Origin of the sequence: Bacillus sp. FJAT-28004, assembly GCF_001280845.1 — a bacterium.
In the GTDB taxonomy this organism is placed as follows: Bacteria; Bacillota; Bacilli; order Paenibacillales; family Paenibacillaceae; genus Pristimantibacillus.
Window position 1 is genome coordinate 2834155 of record NZ_LGHP01000001.1, and the last position, 19490, is coordinate 2853644.

Sequence of the window (19490 nt, forward strand, 5' to 3'; positions counted from 1 at the left end):
AAAAAAAATAGAAAAAAGCCCGAGAGAATATCAAAAGAAACTCTTTTGATTCATTCTCCCGGGCTTTTTTCCCGCCGTGTACATCGATACTTAGGATCGATGCGTTTTCTCTCGGACCAGTCAATCGCGGTTTGCGATTCGGAACCCTAGAAAACTTCTCATATGCAATTTATAATCTTATGTAACGTATTCTAACATCAGTTTTTCTAAGTGGCAACACATTTTTTTTGAAAAAAATTTTATTTCTCCTCAAAATTACAATCAAAGCGTTGATGTATATGGTTTTTATCGTATTTTCCGGGATATCTGTTTCGAATTGTTCGGAAGTTACCCTCTTGTTTTTTGAAAAATTACCTGCAACAATGTTAGGAAACATGACGCGTAATTTTTAACGGAATGGCTTGGAGTAAAAAGGAGGATGAAACCGATGCAACAATCTACTGAGTTAAAACGGAACTTATCTTTATCTCACGTCGTCACGATGGGGCTAGCCTGGATGTCGCCGATGATTTTTTTCACCAGCTTCGGTGTATTGCATGAAGGCTCGGGAGGCTTGCTGCTTGGTGCCTACGTGCTTGCATTTATTGCCATTATGTTCACCGCCGCCAGCTACGGCCAGATGGCGAAGGCATTCCCCGTATCTGGATCGGCGTACACGTACGTGGCGAAGTCGATGAATCCCTTCTTAGGATTCGTCGTCGGCTGGGCGATATTGCTCGATTATTTATTCTCCTGCATCATTGCCGCTCTCATGTTCGGCATTAATCTGAATGCCCAATTCCCTTCGGTACCGTCCTTCGTCTGGATCATTCTGCTGATCATTGTCGTAATGGTCATTAATATCATCGGCATTAAAACCTCGGCTAATGTCAATAAAATATTCGTTGTGCTTCAAGTGCTGTTCATTGCTGGCTTCTGCGCGTTGCTCGTCTATCAAGCAGTGAAGAACGGCTTCACGGCGGGCTTCAACCCGCTTCCGGCAAACGGCGGCATATCGTTGTCCACACTGCTGGCAGGCGCTTCGCTCGTATGCTTCTCATTCCTCGGATTCGATTCCATCACGACAATGGCCGAAGAAACGAAGGACCCGCAGAAGACAATCCCGCGCGCCATTATGATTATCGTCCTTCTCGCCGGCATCATGTATTTCGCAACAGCCTATTTGATTCAGCAAATATACCCGACATTTTCGTTCAGCAACGTCGATGCGGCCGGCTACGAGCTTATGCAGACGATTGGCGGCAGCACGCTCGCGGCTATTTTCACCTTCGTCATTATTTTTTCCATTCTGTCCCAAGGCATGTCTTCAATGACGACCGTATCGCGACTGCTCTTCGTTATGGGAAGGACGTCATTACTTCCGAAAGGCAGCTTCGGTTCTGTTCACGCGAAATACCGCACGCCAGTATTCAACATCTTGCTCGTCAGCATCATTACGCTTGGTTCATTATTCATCAGTCTTGAGATTGCGATCAAGTTCGTCAGCTTTGGCGCTTTAACCGCCTTCCTGTTCGTCAACTTGTCCGTCATTTTCCATTACATCGTCAGAAACAAGCGAAAGCGGGCGAGCGATCTCATTCTTCGCCTGCTCTTCCCGCTGATCGGCGCGGCATTCGTCTTCTATCTCATCACATTGCTAGATTCCGCCTCACTGCTACTCGGCTCCGGCTGGCTGGCTCTCGGCCTCGTCTACTACGCTTTCAAACGGTTCAAGAAAATGGATCAGAACCTGGCTATCACCGACCTTGAGAACGTCGTATAACCGTACAGTCCCACCTGAGCCATGAATAAATACTCTCTGTAGAAAGAAAATAAAGTATTAGACTGGACCCAACTATGAAAACAGCGGCAGCCGTGGACGAGAAATAAAGTCCAAGACTGCCGCTGATTTATTGAACTATCGTTCCCCGTTAGCTTAATCAAAAGTTGGTTACAGAAAAATTACTTTGCCACTCCTGGAGTCCACTTTCGGGCATAAAAGAAAAACACAAACTCTTGGTTGTGCTTTAAATGAAGCTTTATTCAAATATCGTATTCAAACACCATCCTTCTCTTTCTCATTCCCTATTATTCTTTAGTGATTTTTATATTTTCTTCTTTCCCATCCCAAATAATTCTAATCGAGATTTCTTCTTCAAGTTGGTATGGATAATTATCTATAGTTGAACTTTCTACTTTTCCTTCTTTCAAAGGAAAAGTTCCACTTTCATTTAAATAAGTCCCTTTAATTTCGTAATCGATCTTACCTTCATATACACTATTTCCTGTGTATTTTATTGTGTATCTCCCCTCATTCTTCTCTTTGTCATTTGTAGCCATACTAATATCAAAGACAACATTCCAATTCTCGCTTTTACCTTTAAATGTTATTTTCTCTCCTTTTGAGCATCCTGATATTATCGATATCATAAGAATAATAGTTATAGTTGCCTGTGATATATTTTTCATTTTTCACACCTCTATTTCCATTTACATCCTATACGTAAACTCTAAGGGATTTGTTACGCATAACTGCCCGTTAGCTTAATAAAATGAGCAGGCCACCGCAGCACCTGCTCATCAATACGTTATTCAACTATCGTGTCCCGTTAGCGCAGAAAAGGCAACATGCACTGTTTATTTTTTCCGATTGTAGTCAATCCACATTGACCGATTACCTTCGTTCAGTAAAATATCTATTGTAGAGCCAGACATAAGTTCAATCATGAATCCTTGTTCCACGGTATGAAATGTTTTAATAAACTCTCTGTTTCTTATTTTTTTTAATTCTTCTTCATAGAAATCCATGAATGTTTTTTCATTAGCATAGGTTAAGTAAAAAGGGGAACAGGCATCTTCTTTTCCCTTAAGAACCGTTCTGTTGGGGAGTGGGATTGATATATGTGTCAGTTCCGCCTTATAGTCGCATTCATAAACCTTGCTGGAGAAAAAATAACTTTTTACATAATTGTTGAATTCCGCATTCCAAAAGTAAAATCCACATAAAACAACCAGCGGTGTTGTGACAAGGAGAGTTTTTTTCATCGGACCTAAATCTTTTTTAATGCCGAAAATCACAATGATTACAATCAAAGCAACTAACAATAAACCACTATAGAAAAAATAGAGAATATTTCCCGCCATGTAATCGCCCCCTTTTGTAATTATAGACGAAAACAACAAAAACAATGTTGTGCATTAACTACGCGTCGCTGGGTTGCGTAAGCCTGCCCGATAGCGCAACGACGGCAGCCATGGCCGGCTGCCGTTGTGTCGTCATTAAGCTATCGTACCCGTTAGCGTAATGAGAATACTCAATAGAATCTACTCAACGAACTTAGATGTGGCATGTACCACTAACATATTACCGCTGGGATCAAAGAAGTCAAAATCCATTCCTAGAATTTCACCTTCGACTACCCCTCTGTTTTCTCTGATTTCGCCAATCTGTACCCCTTTACTCTGCAAATCGGTCAACAACTTCCGAATATCTACTGCTTCAAAACCGATAACGACAGACATCATTCCCTGGTGCAATTCCGTTTCACACAGAAAAATGGACGGACCTGAAGGAAGCGTAAGAATAGTCATCTTATTGTCCGGTCTTTTCCAATGAACCTTGAATCCCAGATTACCTATATACCATTCGGTAGATTCCTCAAGATTTTTAACTGGAACCTGTAGGTGTGAAACGCTTTCAACAATAGTCTCAATCAATTTGCTTCATTCCTTTCTGTAATCAGATTTGATAAAAATGAAATTCATTTACACCTATGGCTACCAGATCCACTTATCCACTTAACCGGTAGCCTTTGTTGATGATTCCTCTTACGCACTAAATATTACCATATCTCAGTGATATAAAATTAAATTTCGGCATACATCGTTGCGTTAACCTGCCCGTTAGCTTAACGTTCTTGTATTCACGACGCCCCACCACCCTAAAGGAGCGAAGCGTGAATATGGTATTATGTGAAGTACAAGCCTTCTTGAAATCACTGACAAGATTAATTAATGTGTTTCAATTCCTATTTTTTGTTCTGAGTTAATTCTAAATTCCTTCAATTCGATATTCAGTTTTTCAATCCCCTGTTTATCTAATCCCTGAGTATTTAAATAAAATGAGCCCGAAATTACTTCTGAAGAACTTCCATTAATGGTTTTGTTAATTTCATTTATTAGCTCATTGTCTTCTAATCTTTTACGAAGATCGTCTGATAATATGGGCTCAACGGTCTTTATTAATATTGCTTTCCTAGTTTTATTCCAAAGATTAAAGTTATAAGATACTAGGGTTTTATTTAAATCTCCACCTAGACCAAAAGATATTGAATTAATAACTAAACCGTCATCGACCACATCTTCAGGTGGATTATTCTTACTGCATCCAATAAGAATTAAAATTAGAATAGATGTAAGCAGGATCTGCATAAATCTTCTCATTAATTCACTCCTTGGCATTTATATATTTCACGCTTTGCTTGTATTTCACATAACGTCTTATTTACGAACTTCGTGAATTACTCTTTCCATAAGTATTCGCGAACTGATTAAGCTATCCTGCCCGTTAGTTGAGCGAAGGGCTGCCAAGTGGCAGCCCTCTCGATGTTGAACTATCGTTACCCGTTAGCACAAATTCTTTAAATGTTCCTCTCCAGATTTTTCAGGTAACGTTCGTGCATTACCGACGTCCAAACAGCTTAAGTGACCGCAGGGAACGGGTCGTCAGACTTAGCTGGTTGAATGTATCGCCTGAATAAACTTCTTGGAAATCCTTCTTAACGATCAAAGGCGAATGCCCGCAGTAGGAATGTTGTGTTAACTGATGCCACATCTTCTTCGAATGGGCTTCAATCATATTTCTTTACGTACAGATATTTATCTCTATTAAAGAAAATATAATATGGCATGATAAAAGGATTTAGATAATTCAATCCCTCTATTGGACTTCCACATTTTAGTTTTATAATTTCATTTTCTTTTATTATTATTTTCAATTTATTACTTCTACACCAATCAATTTTCAAGTATACTTCATATTTTCCTGGTTCTAATTCAATTTTAAGAGCACCACCGTCTTCAATCGTTCCCTTCTCGAAATCATTTATCATAACTATATAGTTCCTTATTTTATTTACATATTGTGATGATCTATTTATTTCGATATACGAAAGAGAATCCAAATTATAACACCCCTTTGAATTGATATTTCAATAAATGGTTTTAAAGTATCTTTAAGTGGTTTCAGCTGACTCCTAATCCACTCACTCGCATATCCCTCTCATAAAGCTAGATAAGCAAGTTCGCCTAATCTCCCTCCGTAGAGTGATAGACGAAGCTATTCATCATCTTCGACTTCCGTTGTCATCAGACTGTGGACTCTAGATGCAAAGGATATCTTCGATGCTGCCAAGTATGGGTTGTGTCTGAAATACTTATCATTGTGTTCACCTCTTATAACATTAAACGTATATAAAAGCATTTTATTACGTCAAACTGCCCGTTAGCGTAGCGAAGGGCTGCCATAAAGCAGCCCTTCGGGGGTGGAACTATCGTGACCCGTTAGCGAAACAAATAAATTAAATCTTTTTGTCTTTTTGATTCTTTATGTTTTGTTTGTAGCGCATAATTGCAAGAGGTAAATTTCCAACTCCAAGAAGAAAACAAGATATAATAGGTAACAATTGAGGTATCGTGGGATAATTTGGTTTGCCGTCTCCTACAGGTCCTGTTTTAGGTTGATGAATATCCCAATACACATATACAAGGCCGACTAGCGGTATTATTATACATAAGACACATGTAACTATATGGACTACAAACTTGTTCAAGTCTCTGTCTCCTCAATGAAAATCTTTCGAATTCTAATTTTGAGCTCTAAAAGGGGTTAGTTTTTTTCTCCTAAAGCTTTTAATTACAAACATTACGACTAATATGAGCAGAAGCGCACTAAGGATTGTGTAAAATATTGATGAAATATTGATACAGTTTCGTGTACCTCCGTGTACCGACTGTTATAGTCAGTTTATACGGTTCCAAACCTTGGAAAGTTACGTAAACCTGCCCGTTAGTTCAATAAAACAGCGGCAGTTCTATACCACAATGAAAGTTTCATAGAAAAGCATTATTTTGGTAAGAGCATAAAAAGGGCTTTCAGATCGCTAATCTGAAGCCCCTTTTTAGTGTCATTAATGTAGGCTATGTATACAAACGTCAAATTGTTAGCGCTACCTTTATGCCCTTCCAAATCGACGATGTTCTTATCATGGCTTGTTTCCAGCATTGAATATATATTGTGAGAAAGGATCTAATTTAACATTATATTTTTTTACATATTTCACATATACAGATGAAAATAGCTTGAAGAAAATGAAACCAATACAAGAACCGGCGAAGTTATAAAATATATCATTAATATCAATTATCCGATAAGGATAACGTAACAACAGAGACAATACTAATTGAAGACTTTCAATAGTTAACGTCAATACTAGTCCGCTTAATATTACTTTTTTCCATGTTGAGTTAATTAAATAGTTTATCAAAAAACCAAATGGGACTAGTAATAGAACATTTAATAGTTGTTCTCTGGACAGAAATGAAAAATGCTCTTTTAGCCAAAGTGGCTTAAAATTAATGAATAACAGTGTGCCCTCAACATCTTGCCTTAGACTCTCTAAGAGGCCACCGAAGGGAATAGGTAATAAAGTTAATTTTAATACGGACAACATGTAAAAAAAGAATATCGATAAAAAGAATAAGTACTCTAAGCTCATTTTTTTTAGAAACTTCCCGACTAACAAAATCACAAGAAGTAATGGAAAGAAGTAGATATAAAGCAATGTAAGACTCATATCTATCATGCGTAACATATCCTCCATAAAGGTAAAGGACCGTTTTCACGGTCCTTTACCCGATCCTAATTTTTAATTTGTAACTGTACCCGAACCCGTAATTCTCCAATAATCATGCAGACCTTTATTCCAAACCATATAATATTCACCGATGTTATCTTCATCATCTACCGATGAGGCCGAAGGGAATTCTTCACTAAACGTCATAGAAGCACCTTCATTTGCGGCCGGCTTGACCTTGAAATTCCCAATAAAATCATCACCGAAAGCCCCGTCATCATCACTAATGTTAACAGAAATTTCTCGAGGACTGGGGGTACTACCGGGTAACCGTTCAGCTGATTTAAGAGTGCCTGAAACCGTTATTCCTCTAGATGTGTCTGCCAAATTATGAAATTGACCATTTGCTTGTCCATCAAGAAAATAAAATGACATGTCTATACTCCAGGAAGCAGAAGCAGCATAAACTGGAACTGACGCAAGTACGGTAACCATTGTAACCAACATAAACAATCCGTGTCCTATTTTTTTAAACAAAACAATAAACCCCTTTCTTGGTATGCAGTTTGTTGAAATAACTGGTAGTTGTGATTCTACTCAGTCCTTAGCTTTTTTTCTCCTCTCCACTATCTTCGCTGTGAGTCATTATTATCACATTAAAACTACACAAATTAATACTGTATTAAATGAAATATACTGTACTTTTCCCATGTAAAATACCGAAAAATCTGTATTTTTTCTAACATACGCATTAAAAAGTCTTCAATTTTCAAAAAAATTCTTTATATATTCATTCTAGATATCTTTTATCGATTTAATATAATTAGCTTAATTTACCTGAGAAATGCTTAACTTGAAGGAAATTCGCTTTTTGATTTCATACCTTCTATTACTACGAAAAACGGGTTATTCTACCAAAAACGTCGTCCAGTGTCATAGTCTCATTAAATCAAATATATGATTAATTCTATATAGGTAAAACTTGTACACCTATTATAAACGCTCTTATGGAGTCGTTTCATCGCGTGCTGCAAGAAATATGTTCCAATGCGGAAGCTATTAAATCATTACATGGCCAAGAACACCAAGTCTACGACAACATCAACACGTTCCATTGTCTGTAACCAAAGAGTCAACTGCTGCTTCATCAGAATTCACTTTATCATTACTTTGGATTAATTGTATTTTTGTAAGTATTTTCGTTTTACGCCTATATATTATCCATTTTTTATTTTTTATTCTTGGATTATCGGTTCTCACCACATATTTCTTACGTTCGTTATTAAGTTCCAGTAACCATAAGTCAATAAAAGCCCTGAAAATCGCAGAAATACCTAGAAAGATACCGATTGATATAAAATACGTCACTTTATCAATATAACTTGTGACACCAGGAACATACTGTACAAATGGTGCTATAATTCCAAAAATAGGTGCAACAAAACCTGTAGATGCTTTAACCTTATCTAACGTAAATTGATATATTATTAAGTCATCTTCTTTTAGATGTCGGTGTCCACTGAACTTTCTATATGTGTTAAACCATAGAAACGAAATTTGAAGTAGCGAATACGATAACATACAGCTCACAAACAATATAAGCGAATTATCAGCCAATGGCTCATTTGCATTTATTAGATAATATGTAACTATAAGAGGAATAAATGTTGGAAAGACAGCATACTTAAACATTAAACCGGTCATGCCTTCATATAAATCATCTACGAAGAGCGTTGCGAAGTATTGAATAAGTATATACACAGCAGCAGTGTTAAATATGTAAGGTTCCGGAGCTTCCACCCTAGTAATAAACAGGAATTCGGTTATTATAAATAATACTGTCGTGCAAACGACAAAAATTCTTAACCATTTACTATTTATGAAATTTATATCATTAAGAAAAATTTCCTTTTTATCCATAGCTTCCTCCAACAACAATGATGAATGATCAACGGTTATAAACGAGTGTTACTTTTTCTACTTTTCTAGTGATCGTCAAACACATCGTTCATTTTTCCCCTTCCAAAAATCAGAAGATCCTCATTACCACAAAACTCACATAAACTACTTCATACTTAATGACACAGAATACTCTGGCTTTAGCACTGCATTAGCGTAATCCTCTAGGCAGCCTCGATATAAAATGTCCGTTACTTCTTGAAATCGTAGAATGTAATTCGTTTTGATATAATCATCAAGCGTTTCTTCTGTTGTCACTGCTGCATGTTTCCTAGTCTTCTTTAATCCGAGTAACGCATTCCTAAAACTTGATTTTCCGTTCCCTTTTAAATGGGCATCAAATACACGGTTACGTAGATTTCCTGATTTCCCGATATAAATGCACTCTTTATCATCAAGTCTTGAGAACATATATAAGCCACCGGTAAGAGGAAAATCAGACCTATTCAGTGTATTGATAATCAATGGTGTTAATTGAAGAAAATGGTCTAACGATCCCTCAAGTTGATTCTTCCACTCAGTATCAATTTTCATGATTTCCTCCTTATTTAACACATGCTTTACTCTGAGTTATTCACCTTACGTTCTATAAAACCAACTTATCCCTAATTACCTAGTGAATTTCTTCTATTAAAGATATTTTTTTAGCGATCCACTCCTGTAAACTTACCCCTTCCTTCGCAGCTAAAATATTAAGTGCATACTTCTGCTGCTCCGGTAAGAAAAAGGTGATGGGTGACAATCCAGTATCAATGAGAACGCCATCGTACTTCGGTATTACTTCGCCCTCAACGATGAAAAGTTTTAACTTGTCTATTAAATCTGGATGTGTCGCAGGCATGATACCAAGCAAAACTGATTTACGAACTTCTACTACAAGTTTATCTTCAACAGATATTCTCATATTTGCTGGCCCTGCGTGTATGAAAAACTCTTCTAGAACGGCATATATAACCGAGTCCAGCGTCTTCGGAATTGGAAATATGAATTTTGCATAACCATAGGAAGTTAACGTCTTCTTTTCCTTGAGTTGAATAACTGGCTGCCAACCTTCTTTGATAGCCGTATCATGTGTAATCATACGATCGTCATTTGTTTGAAGGAAGGCTTCTACTTTACGATGATTTATTCGTTTTAACCGCGTAATACGTGCTATATTACCTTCTTTGGAATATGGCTGGTAAAGAAATATACCACTCCTCTTATCAAAAAGTGTCTCCGTTTTTCCCGCATCGGGGTTTAGTTCTAAATAATGATTCAGATCAACCTCTTTTATGAAATATGTTTTTTTTCCACGATACTCTTTTTCGTAAAATTCAATTGAATTATCATTGATTAACTTATGGATATAAGTAGTTGATCGTCCCATCCGTTTAGCTGCTTCAGCTGAAGTTAAGTCATCCTTCTTATAGAGCACTTTAACACGATCAATCTCTTCTCTTGTGAAGCGAAATCCCCCATCTCCGCGATGAGTCTGTCTATTAACTGGTTCTAGTCTCTTTGATTGATCCGAATGATTAACCAATTTATAGAGTGACGTTGTAGTCACTCCAATTTCCTCTGCGGCTTCTGCTACATTAAGATATTCACTCATCGTTTTTCTCTCCCCTTACTCTTCAGCTAATTCTATATTACTCATTGAATGCAATTCTTAAAATTTATCAATTATTATTATGTACTATTAAGTATACCACAGCTTCGAGTAACGCTTAATTACTTAATTACAGATATTTTAAACTAATGAATTCTCTATTCAGTTAATAAGTCTTTTAGATACTTATGTTAAACCTAAAAGAATAATCTATTATTTTTGTTTAGATTTATATTTCGAATTTTATCTATCGAAATACTTTTCGAAAGATTATTTGATATAATAGAAATATATACCTTGATTCGGTTGGTGATAAAGTATGTATTCAAATCAATTATTAATAGAAAATACTAATTCTAATTTAATAGAAGTCTCAAATGATGAACCTTATATTCAAATTAAGAAAATGGTTTTGGATGGTCGTCACCTGCAGGATATGCTTGATCGTATCTCTATCAGTGAGGACTCAGAAGGGAATTACGATTATTCTTCTATTTCTAATATTGGCATGGTCTATCTGTATGTACATAACCGTGGAAGAAAACGTAAAATCCAGACCAAGGTTGAATACGTACGAGAGTTATTGAAATTTATTGAGTATGTTCGAATTATCGGAAAAGCAAATATAAAAGAACTCTCCCGATTTGACATGGAGACCTTACACTCTCTTCTTATTCGTAAATATACAAAACCTAAAACAAGTGAAAAGAAATTAGTCATCATACGTTCGTTTCTCACTTGGTGCTTTGAAGAAGGATATCTTACTAAGAATATTAGTAGAGGGCTAAGATCGATCGCGAGTAGTAAACCTAATATACCGGAGCGGGATATTGAGGAGTCGGATTTAAAGAGAGCCATTATCTATTACGCAGATCATCCCAAAACACAATCATTACTTATCATTCTAGGAATAAGTGCATTAAGACTCAATGAAGTCATTACTCCTAAGTGGGGAGATTTGTACTTTGACAAGAAAAGAGGAAGGTATTACTTAAAAACCTTAACGAAGCGGGATAAGGTGCGTCATGCTCATATAAAGGATTATGCGCTTAAGGTACTAATTGAATACAGGAAACGGCTTGGCTTAAATATAGCTATCAATGCTGACGATCAAACACCCTTTTATCCAAATCGGTTTGGTCGGCATTATAGTCTATCTAGTCTTTCGACTTATTTATCTAAACAAATGGCAGATGCTAAATTGACGACAATTTACGGTGGACGGGTAACCCCCCATTATCTTCGACATTATTTCGCTCAAACTGCTTACACACAAGGAGCTCCTTTGGATTGGATCTCCGAGACATTAGGTCACTCCTCTTCCACTATTACTAAAGAAAATTACCTCAGCAAACTACTGAAGAAAGAAAGAGATGTAAGTGATTTTGTAGATCTTGATATTGGTGAACATCAAGAATAATTTTGTTTGGTTATTTGTTTCCAAGACAAGCTGACATTTAAACAATAAATTTGCTGCAGGAAGTGAAATATAATGTATCTACTATTTGGATTGTTCGCCTTGCTCTTCGGTCTTATGATTGGCGGAAAAGTCGATCATATTTGTAATAGGCTTATTCACAATAATCTTCACTCAACTTCCACACTCAGAGTTCGTTTATTGTTAGGAGCTACATTTGGAATACTTGGATTTTTTTACGAGTTCTCAACAGAATGGATAATTGCCTTACCGTTTGTACTTACTGCCGTTATGGTGACAATAACTGATTTACGCCAGAAAATTATACCTGATATAATAATCTTACCAGGTATACTATTCCTAACACTCATTCGAATCTTTATTCATCCACTCCCCTATTGGAACTACTTATTTGCAGCGTTAATTGGAGCGGGTATATTTTATCTTATTGCATTAATTTGTTATAAAGAAAATCGCGCTCCTGTCATTGGCGGCGGTGATATAAAATTGCTCTTTTTAACTGGATTAGTTCTTGGTATACAACTATCCCTTTTGTCATTTTTATTATTTTGTTTTATGGGTACATTTGCCGCTTTATACTTATTGATTATTGGTGGCTATAAAAAAGATACAACCATACCATTTGGCCCCTTTATTACAGCAGCAAGTTTTATCAGCTACATTTGGGGAGATAATCTCTATCATATGATCTATTGGGCGGCTTTCTATTAGTCTCGAGTAAGAAGGCCGAAGCATTATCAAGAAAATGGGGACAACACTAAGGGGTTATTTATTAAATTTTACATGATTAAATATCATTCAGATCTTCAAGGACAAATTGAAAAGAAATGAGTTCAAAAAACTAAGCGGACTACTAATGAAGTTAGAGCCTGGTTTAAGTGATCTACCTTTCGATAGATTGTCTTTACTCGAGCAAAGTAAGCTTGCATATCATCTTCTTCAAATAGAGGGAGATCGTAGTGAATATGAAAAAGAACAATATTAACAGAGATTACAGTGCGCGATCTCTACCCGATTATATACCGAGATGCGATCTCCGCTTAAAGTTCATATTTCCTAATTTCGAAGATCCTGTAAGAAAACGGCAGCCATGTATCAGCTGCCGTTTCTTCGTGCTTATTGAGCTAACGTTACCCGTTAGTTCAATAACCACACAATACATTAAGTTCAAATTCCGAAATGTATCATATATTTCTGTTTTTCTTTTGCTTGTAAAATTTTTGATGCTAGTTCATTAAGCCCAACTGATTTCTTAAAGTGCTCTAAAGACGTGACAACATCATAAAACAATGACAATGACTCAGGTGGAATAATTGTAATTCCCCAATAGGCTAAACCAAATTCAGGGCGATTAAAAGAATGAAAGTAGGTTTTCATGATAGATAAATGTTTATTTACACWAGTTATACTCTCATCATCAACAGAAATACAGTTATATTTGAGTGGTTCATAATCATTGTAATCTTTCAGTTTGTCTAAATCATCAAGTATCCCAAATTCATGGGCACAAGGCATACTCTCCCCCCATAATGAATCATTTTGATTATATAGATAGATAGATAAGGAGCTGAAGTTTATTGAACTATCGTTTCCCGTTAGCGTAATAAATCTTTCCGAATGGCTCGTTGCTCTCATAATCTCCCCCATTCTCTTTCAATATTATCAGACGCTTTTCTTGTTTCCTTACCCATATATTTATAAGCAATTTCTAGTATTTCCTTTTCGTCCCCAAGCCTCTCTAGAATAGTACAAGACAAAACTTCTTTAACTAATGTATCCCCCTTTAATTCCATCCTCTCATAAAATTCAAACAATCGTACTAGTAACTCGGTTTCTATATCTTTTCTTAGTAATCGGATTAAATAATCATTTAAGTCACCAAAAAACACATGGTTAAGAACTTCTTTAAATTTTGCTTCGTGTTCAATAAGGTTAAGCTTGAATTTTGGGAATTCATTAACAAATATTTTTGAAAGTTCATTAAATTTCAAACCTAACCCACCTTCTTAAAAGTCTAATATCTTGTTCTTTAATGGTGGTTTTATTGCTTCCACCGATTTCTTCTAACATCTTTTTCGCGAAGTTAGTAAAATCGCCTTGCCTAAGGTATTCGCGAAGTTATTAAACTATCCTGCCCGTTAGTTCAAAAACTCTATTGATCCCAAATTAGTATACATACCCAAAATAGCCCCCCAAAAAGTAATGAAGTAATAATAGTCAATTGAGTACTGTTTTCTTTATTAATAAGAGCACGGAATGTACTTAAAAAAAACAACATAAATAAAAAAGCCAATAAAGCAAATAAAAAAGCCATTAGTTTTTTCCCCTAACCTAGAAATTATTGATGATGTATCCGACACTGTAGCATATACTTCTTCACTTTCTGTCCGTAAACTCTCTCCATTGGTTCAAAATACGACTTCCCCATTCAATAATTATACGTACAAACACTTGCTAGACTATAATACCACATATTGGAATTAACCAACCTATTCATGCTCTTGTAATTACGTTTAACTGCCCGTTAGTATAATAAAATGAGCAGGCTTCCGCAGTGCCTGCTCATCGTTGTGTGTAGTTAAGCTATAGTTCCTCGTTAGTTTAATACTACGTTTCCCCTAAATCACCCAATAGGCGTCCCATTAAGTAATTTGATATCTGGTTTCAAGAGAATGACTTCCCCCTTTTCCGGTATTCCTCCAAGAACTAATACTTCTGATTGGAAACCCGCAATATTTCGAGCTGGAAAGTTAACCACTCCTATGATTTGTTTCTAATCAGTTACATCTTGCACCTTGTATTTTAAAGATTTTGACCAAAAATACATTCCCATACCGATTAAGGTCATCATGCCACCTAAGAACTGAAATGAAGAAATTGTTTCACCTAATAAGAAATACGCAAGAATAATGGCAAGAATCGGTTCTCCAATAATACCAACCGAGACAGTTGTAGCTCCAATTGAATTTAATAAAAGATTAAAAATGTATTGTCCAAAAATAGTTGGGATTATTGCAAGCAATAAAAAATAAGTCCAATCTGATGTGTCGTAATCAATTAATGAGAAATTATTTATCAAATTGTAGACGAGCATGACGCTGCCACCAATAAAAAAGACGAAAATGCTGTACACATTTGCATTGATTTTGCGGCTTACTTTTTGTCCCGCCAACAGATAGGCTGAAGCAAAGAATGTGCCTATTAACGATAATCCGTCACCAATTAGCGCATCTTTCGAAATCCCTATGTCTCCCCACGCAATAACGATTGAACCCAAAAGAGCAACGATCAAGCAAAAAATGGTCAGTAGTTTAACACGTTCTTTGAACAAAAAGTAGGAACCGGTCATAACAAATAATGGCTGTAACGCTAAGATGACCATGGAACTTGCAACTGATGTATAGACTAATGATTCCATCCAGAATAAAAAGTGTAACCCTAGAAAAAGGCCGGCTAAAATGACGATACTCCACTCTTTTTTATTCATCTCAATAGAGCGAAACATTTTCCAAGGTACAAAAAAGAGCATGATGATTACGGTAATAAACAATCTGTACATCCCAGCCACAGAAGTTGGTGTATCTGAAAATTTAATCATGATGGAAGAGATAGAAACGGACAATATACTGATAAATAACAAAATAAACGGATGAAATCGTAAAGAAGGTTTATTTGAACTAATCATAGTTCCTCCAAGATGTAGATATAATTCCTGTGCACAGAATTGAATGATAAGCCTAAGCTGGATATAATAATATCATCACAGGCGCCTATTTTGTGCAATTAAATCTTTAATTTATATCGAAATATCGTCTAATAAGGAGAATTACTTTGAATAAACAATTACACGAAGCCATTCAGTATCCTGACGAGGCATTTCCATACATCATGTACACTCATACCAATCATGGATCTATTCCTAAAGGCAGAGGCGTTAACGATCTACATTGGCACGCAGAACTACAAATTACTTTAGTGACCAAAGGGAAACTAACAATACAAGTCAATGGAATCAATTATGATTTAGAAACGGGCCAGGCCATATTTATTAATAAGAGCGTTCTTCACATTGTTACATCCCTTAACCAAGATGGTGAATATGTCAGTTTTAACTTCCCAGAGAAGTTGCTCGCTTTTTATTCAGATAGTGCTATGGAAAAAAAATATGTACTTCCGTATACCAATTCTTTCTTGTTGAGTATAGAAATCAAAGGGGATACAGATTGGCATAATCAAATTCTAAAAATTCTTTGGGATATGAAAAAAGAATTTGAATCGAAAAAAAGCTGGGGGTGGGAGTATGAGGTTTCCATCAAAACGATTCAGTTATGGTTAATTCTTATATCAAATTTTCCACTTTCCTCCGATGAGTCATCTAAATACAACAGACTCCACCAAGAGAGACTGCAATTGATGCTTAGCTTTATTCACCAAAACTATTCTAACCATTTGACATTGAAGGAAATAGCTGATGTAGCGCATTTAAGTGTATCGGAGTGCACTCGCGGTTTTAAAAAAAGCATCCATATGACTCCGTATTTCTACTTGGTTAAATATCGTATTAAAAAAAGCTGTGAGTTGTTAATATCAACTGACTATATGATAACTGAAATCGCACAGCGAGTTGGTTTCAATAATGCAAATCACTTTATTCAGTCTTTTAAAAAACATCTAAACATAACTCCTAAGGAGTTCAGAAAAATTAGAAATGAACAGACTCATTAAATCAAAAAGGATGACACTACATTTATACCTTCACTTCACTATAAACAAAGAACAAAATAAAGCCCGCGGTTTCCGCGGACTTCATTCGGACAATGATGTCCTTCTTCACACTCTCTTTTTATACACCCTCATTGCAAAGAAATAGGCTACGAACAAAATTCCGACGCACCAAGCAAGAGCGACCCATATATCATTGCCCACCGGCTGACCTGACAGCAGCGCACGGATAGCCTCTACGATCGAGGTCACCGGCTGATTTTCAGCGAAGATGCGAACGACCTTCGGCATCGACTCGGTCGGAACAAATGCCGAGCTGATAAACGGTAGGAAGATAAGCGGGTAGGAAAAGGCACTTGCGCCATCGACCGTTTTTGCTGACAGACCTGCAATGGCCGCTAGCCAAGTTAATGCCAGCGTAAACAGAGCGAGTATGCCGACAACCGCAAGCCACGACAGTATCCCCGCAGACGAATGAAAGCCCATAATCAAAGCTATGAGAATGATTATGATAAGGGATATAGCGTTGGATACTAGTGAGGTGAGCACATGTCCCCAAAGAAATGCGGAACGTGAAATGGGCATGGTTTGAAACCGCTCGAATATGCCCTTCTGCACATCGTTGAACAGTCGAAAAGCCGTGTAGGATATTCCGCTAGCAATGGCAATTAGAAGTATACCTGGTAGCAAGTAATTCACATAGTTATCCGTTCCCGTTTGAATGGCACCGCCGAACACATAGACGAACAGCAACATCAACGCAATCGGCGTGATGGTGACCGTAATAATCGTGTCCATGCTGCGAGAAATATGACGCATAGAACGTCCTAGCATAATGCTCATATCGCTAAAGAAGTGTTTCTTTACTCCCTCCATTTACTTTCCCTCCCTTTTGCCGACGATTGCAAGGAAAATATCCTCTAATGTCGGCTGTTTTTCAACATACTCCACCTTTGCGAGTGGGAACATCTTTTTCAGCTCCGAAAGCGTGCCGCTGGCAATAATCTTACCCTCATGCAAAATGGCAATTTTGTCGGCAAGCTGCTCTGCCTCTTCCAGATACTGCGTGGTTAGAAGAACCGTCGTACCGCCGCCCGCAAGCTCTTTGACAATCTTCCATACCTCGATACGTGCCTCAGGGTCGAGTCCTGTGGTCGGCTCGTCGAGGAATATGATCTTTGGTTTTCCCACAAGGCTCAAGGCGATGTCGAGCCTGCGGCGCATACCACCCGAATAAGTGGATACTCTACGGTCTGCGGCTTCTGTCAGGCCGAAGCTTTTAAGCAAATCGTCTGCAACCTGTCGTGGGTTTTTAAGGTATCGTAACTTGGCAATCAAGATAAGATTTTCCCGTCCGGTCAATAATTCGTCAACGGCGGCAAATTGACCGGTCAGACTGATCGCTTGTCGCACATTCTCGGGTTTTGAAGCAACATCGAATCCGTTTACGGTAACGGATCCGCCATCTTGTTTGAGCAGCGTGGTGAGGATTTTGACAACCGTAGTCTTGCCTGCCCCGTTGGACCCGAGCAACGCGAAGATACTGCCCTCTTCCACCTCAAAATCTACACCCTTCAGGACGTGAAGATCCTTATAGGACTTTATGAGTCCTGTTACTTTAATTGATTTGTTTAGCATATTTTTATCCCCCCTTAAATTACGGTAACCTTAGACAGATTGGCCTCCATGCCCTTAAGAGAGGCATAAGTCAACTTATCCATCATCGCTCCGTCAAAGCAGATCGTTTTTATGATGCGATAATATTTCTTCGTTAACGTAAAACCTGAAATAAAAGACACATTTTTAAGCGTTGCTCCCCTAAACGAAACTTCGTTTAATGCCGCCTTGTCAAATTTAACGCCGATAAAGGTTTGCCCGTCAAAACGCTGCCCACCCAAGGCGGAGTACTTGAAGTCAACCCCATCAAATAAACAACCTTCAAAAATCGTTTTGCTAAGATCGGTCAGCGTTAACGTCACGTCGGTCAGTCTTACTCCTGTGAATTTCGCTCCGTCAAGCCCCGACTTGCTGAAATTGGTTCGTACAAGGATCGTCTTATTGAAGCTTGCATTTGTCAGGTCAAGTGCGGATAGGCTGCAGTCCGTCAGATTCGCGCCGTCAAAAATGGCTTCGCGTACGTCGCTGCTCTTAAACGAACTGCCGGTCAAATCTGCGCCCGAAAAGTCGGAACCGTGCAACGCGCTACCATTAAACTGTCCTTTATGGGCCGTAACGCCGGCAAAGTCGCTTTTCGCCAGGTTGCTTGCGCTAAAGTTTGTCACTACCTGACGTTCCAGCGAGCGGGAGAGGTTGGCGACCTCCAGGATCGTTTGCTCGATGTCGCCGATACTCTCAATAGTCATCTTAAACGCTGCTTCATCGTCCTTGCCCTCAGCTTTGAGTTCACGGAACCGCTCCTGTAAATCGGAGTGTAGGTCGGCCTTTAATTCGGTGGCGCTTTTTACTCCATCGTATGGCATAAATACACCGTTCAAATAATTCGTCAATTTCTGATTCATAACTTCATCTCTCCTTATAATAAGTCTTCAAGCACGCGCTTCGCATACTCCCAGTTGCTTTTATTGCGGGCGTAAGCAGTCTTACCCTTTTCGGTAATTCTAAAATATTTACGACGTCCACCCTGAGATTCATCACCCCAATACCACTCTATATCACCGTCCGCCTCAAGCCGTCGGACGCTGGAGTACATCGTGGCTTCCTTTAATTCATACTCGCCGCCCGAGCGATCGGCAATCAGTTTGACGATCTCGTAACCGTAGCGGTCAGCTTCGGATAAGAGCCGTAAGATCATCGTATCGGTATGTCCACGCAGCAGGTCGGATGTAATTTTGTTTTCACTCATATATATGTTCACCTCGCATTTTTATAATACGACATACTACTATGACTGTCAAGGTAGTATTTTAAATTGATTACTTTGCCTAGG

General features: G+C 37.8%; 21 protein-coding genes, 2 pseudogenes and 1 riboswitch. Of the genes and pseudogenes, 4 read left to right on the forward strand and 19 right to left on the reverse strand.

Annotated elements, in window-relative coordinates; all coding sequences use genetic code 11:
* Window positions 1-53: 53 nt before the first annotated feature.
* Window positions 54-161: riboswitch (guanidine-I (ykkC/yxkD leader) on the reverse strand.
* A 266-nt stretch (window positions 162-427) separates the two neighbouring features.
* The gene (locus AC787_RS12365; protein WP_054025067.1) at window positions 428-1762 is read left to right on the forward strand and encodes an APC family permease; all 1335 of its coding nucleotides are present in this window, start codon (window positions 428-430) and stop codon (window positions 1760-1762) included.
* A 305-nt stretch (window positions 1763-2067) separates the two neighbouring features.
* Here the strand turns inward: AC787_RS12365 and AC787_RS12370 are convergent, their stop codons facing one another.
* The 11 genes from AC787_RS12370 to AC787_RS12420 form a co-directional block, all read right to left on the reverse strand.
* Window positions 2068-2448 carry a hypothetical protein gene (locus tag AC787_RS12370; protein WP_054025068.1) on the reverse strand — a complete coding sequence of 127 codons (381 nt, stop codon included), beginning with the start codon at window positions 2446-2448 and terminating at the stop codon, window positions 2068-2070.
* Window positions 2449-2616: 168 nt separating this feature from the next.
* On the reverse strand, window positions 2617-3123 hold the full coding sequence (locus tag AC787_RS12375) for a hypothetical protein (RefSeq protein ID WP_054025069.1): 507 nt from the start codon (window positions 3121-3123) through the stop codon (window positions 2617-2619).
* 180 nt (window positions 3124-3303) lie between these two features.
* A complete protein-coding gene (locus tag AC787_RS12380) occupies window positions 3304-3696 on the reverse strand; it encodes a VOC family protein (protein ID WP_054025070.1) in 393 nt (130 codons plus the stop codon).
* A 294-nt stretch (window positions 3697-3990) separates the two neighbouring features.
* Window positions 3991-4422, reverse strand: coding sequence for a hypothetical protein (locus tag AC787_RS12385; protein ID WP_054025071.1), 432 nt, complete (start codon window positions 4420-4422; stop codon window positions 3991-3993).
* Between the two features lie 407 nt (window positions 4423-4829).
* Window positions 4830-5162 (reverse strand): hypothetical protein, encoded by a 333-nt coding sequence (locus tag AC787_RS12390; RefSeq protein ID WP_054025072.1) that lies wholly within the window; start codon window positions 5160-5162, stop codon window positions 4830-4832.
* A gap of 396 nt (window positions 5163-5558) precedes the next feature.
* Complete coding sequence (locus AC787_RS12395; RefSeq protein ID WP_054025073.1) at window positions 5559-5810, reverse strand: hypothetical protein; 252 nt, start codon at window positions 5808-5810, stop codon at window positions 5559-5561.
* Between the two features lie 432 nt (window positions 5811-6242).
* Window positions 6243-6860 carry a VanZ family protein gene (locus tag AC787_RS35350; protein WP_082360734.1) on the reverse strand — a complete coding sequence of 206 codons (618 nt, stop codon included), beginning with the start codon at window positions 6858-6860 and terminating at the stop codon, window positions 6243-6245.
* 45 nt (window positions 6861-6905) lie between these two features.
* Window positions 6906-7370, reverse strand: coding sequence for a hypothetical protein (locus AC787_RS12405; RefSeq protein ID WP_054025075.1), 465 nt, complete (start codon window positions 7368-7370; stop codon window positions 6906-6908).
* A gap of 564 nt (window positions 7371-7934) precedes the next feature.
* A complete protein-coding gene (locus tag AC787_RS12410) occupies window positions 7935-8753 on the reverse strand; it encodes a hypothetical protein (protein ID WP_054025076.1) in 819 nt (272 codons plus the stop codon).
* 144 nt (window positions 8754-8897) lie between these two features.
* On the reverse strand, window positions 8898-9326 hold the full coding sequence (locus tag AC787_RS12415) for a GIY-YIG nuclease family protein (RefSeq protein ID WP_054025077.1): 429 nt from the start codon (window positions 9324-9326) through the stop codon (window positions 8898-8900).
* A 79-nt stretch (window positions 9327-9405) separates the two neighbouring features.
* Window positions 9406-10386, reverse strand: coding sequence for a helix-turn-helix domain-containing protein (locus AC787_RS12420; RefSeq protein ID WP_054025078.1), 981 nt, complete (start codon window positions 10384-10386; stop codon window positions 9406-9408).
* Between the two features lie 316 nt (window positions 10387-10702).
* Here AC787_RS12420 and AC787_RS12425 point away from each other — a divergent pair, with 316 nt between their 5' ends.
* Window positions 10703-11803, forward strand: a complete 1101-nt coding sequence (locus AC787_RS12425) for a tyrosine-type recombinase/integrase (protein ID WP_054025079.1) — start codon at window positions 10703-10705, stop codon at window positions 11801-11803.
* 72 nt (window positions 11804-11875) lie between these two features.
* Complete coding sequence (locus AC787_RS12430; protein ID WP_054025080.1) at window positions 11876-12532, forward strand: prepilin peptidase; 657 nt, start codon at window positions 11876-11878, stop codon at window positions 12530-12532.
* A 456-nt stretch (window positions 12533-12988) separates the two neighbouring features.
* Here AC787_RS12430 and AC787_RS12435 read toward each other — a convergent pair whose 3' ends face one another.
* From AC787_RS12435 to AC787_RS12445, 4 genes and pseudogenes are all read right to left on the reverse strand, one after another.
* Complete coding sequence (locus AC787_RS12435) at window positions 12989-13336, reverse strand: hypothetical protein (RefSeq protein WP_054024936.1); 348 nt, start codon at window positions 13334-13336, stop codon at window positions 12989-12991.
* A 116-nt stretch (window positions 13337-13452) separates the two neighbouring features.
* A complete protein-coding gene (locus tag AC787_RS12440; protein ID WP_063847515.1) occupies window positions 13453-13812 on the reverse strand; it encodes a hypothetical protein in 360 nt (119 codons plus the stop codon).
* Window positions 13813-14444: 632 nt separating this feature from the next.
* Window positions 14445-14594, reverse strand: a pseudogene (locus AC787_RS35355) (tRNA-binding protein); the annotation flags it as partial.
* Window positions 14595-15503, reverse strand: a complete 909-nt coding sequence (locus tag AC787_RS12445; protein WP_200930743.1) for a DMT family transporter — start codon at window positions 15501-15503, stop codon at window positions 14595-14597.
* 149 nt (window positions 15504-15652) lie between these two features.
* Between AC787_RS12445 and AC787_RS12450 the strand changes: the two genes are divergently transcribed.
* On the forward strand, window positions 15653-16546 hold the full coding sequence (locus AC787_RS12450; RefSeq protein WP_054025082.1) for an AraC family transcriptional regulator: 894 nt from the start codon (window positions 15653-15655) through the stop codon (window positions 16544-16546).
* A 105-nt stretch (window positions 16547-16651) separates the two neighbouring features.
* Here the strand turns inward: AC787_RS12450 and AC787_RS12455 are convergent, their stop codons facing one another.
* From AC787_RS12455 to AC787_RS12470, 4 genes and pseudogenes are all read right to left on the reverse strand, one after another.
* The gene (locus tag AC787_RS12455; protein WP_054025083.1) at window positions 16652-17419 is read right to left on the reverse strand and encodes an ABC transporter permease; all 768 of its coding nucleotides are present in this window, start codon (window positions 17417-17419) and stop codon (window positions 16652-16654) included.
* Window positions 17420-18181, reverse strand: a complete 762-nt coding sequence (locus AC787_RS12460; RefSeq protein WP_054025084.1) for an ABC transporter ATP-binding protein — start codon at window positions 18179-18181, stop codon at window positions 17420-17422.
* A gap of 353 nt (window positions 18182-18534) precedes the next feature.
* Window positions 18535-19062 (reverse strand): annotated as a pseudogene (locus tag AC787_RS35360) (pentapeptide repeat-containing protein); the annotation flags it as partial.
* A gap of 14 nt (window positions 19063-19076) precedes the next feature.
* Window positions 19077-19406, reverse strand: coding sequence for a PadR family transcriptional regulator (locus AC787_RS12470; RefSeq protein ID WP_054025086.1), 330 nt, complete (start codon window positions 19404-19406; stop codon window positions 19077-19079).
* Window positions 19407-19490: the final 84 nt, after the last annotated feature.

What these genes read in the sequence shown, in the direction of transcription:
- AC787_RS12385 (WP_054025071.1), bottom strand. Translation starts at nt 4,422, where the DNA reads ATGAGAAGATTTATGCAGATCCTGCTTACATCTATTCTAATTTTAATT.
- AC787_RS12420 (WP_054025078.1), bottom strand. Translation starts at nt 10,386, where the DNA reads ATGAGTGAATATCTTAATGTAGCAGAAGCCGCAGAGGAAATTGGAGTG.
- AC787_RS12365 (WP_054025067.1), top strand. Translation starts at nt 428, where the DNA reads ATGCAACAATCTACTGAGTTAAAACGGAACTTATCTTTATCTCACGTC.
- AC787_RS35350 (WP_082360734.1), bottom strand. Translation starts at nt 6,860, where the DNA reads ATGGAGGATATGTTACGCATGATAGATATGAGTCTTACATTGCTTTAT.
- AC787_RS12370 (WP_054025068.1), bottom strand. Translation starts at nt 2,448, where the DNA reads ATGAAAAATATATCACAGGCAACTATAACTATTATTCTTATGATATCG.
- AC787_RS12410 (WP_054025076.1), bottom strand. Translation starts at nt 8,753, where the DNA reads ATGGATAAAAAGGAAATTTTTCTTAATGATATAAATTTCATAAATAGT.
- AC787_RS12415 (WP_054025077.1), bottom strand. Translation starts at nt 9,326, where the DNA reads ATGAAAATTGATACTGAGTGGAAGAATCAACTTGAGGGATCGTTAGAC.
- AC787_RS12470 (WP_054025086.1), bottom strand. Translation starts at nt 19,406, where the DNA reads ATGAGTGAAAACAAAATTACATCCGACCTGCTGCGTGGACATACCGAT.
- AC787_RS12460 (WP_054025084.1), bottom strand. Translation starts at nt 18,181, where the DNA reads ATGCTAAACAAATCAATTAAAGTAACAGGACTCATAAAGTCCTATAAG.
- AC787_RS12430 (WP_054025080.1), top strand. Translation starts at nt 11,876, where the DNA reads ATGTATCTACTATTTGGATTGTTCGCCTTGCTCTTCGGTCTTATGATT.
- AC787_RS12425 (WP_054025079.1), top strand. Translation starts at nt 10,703, where the DNA reads ATGTATTCAAATCAATTATTAATAGAAAATACTAATTCTAATTTAATA.
- AC787_RS12375 (WP_054025069.1), bottom strand. Translation starts at nt 3,123, where the DNA reads ATGGCGGGAAATATTCTCTATTTTTTCTATAGTGGTTTATTGTTAGTT.
- AC787_RS12455 (WP_054025083.1), bottom strand. Translation starts at nt 17,419, where the DNA reads ATGGAGGGAGTAAAGAAACACTTCTTTAGCGATATGAGCATTATGCTA.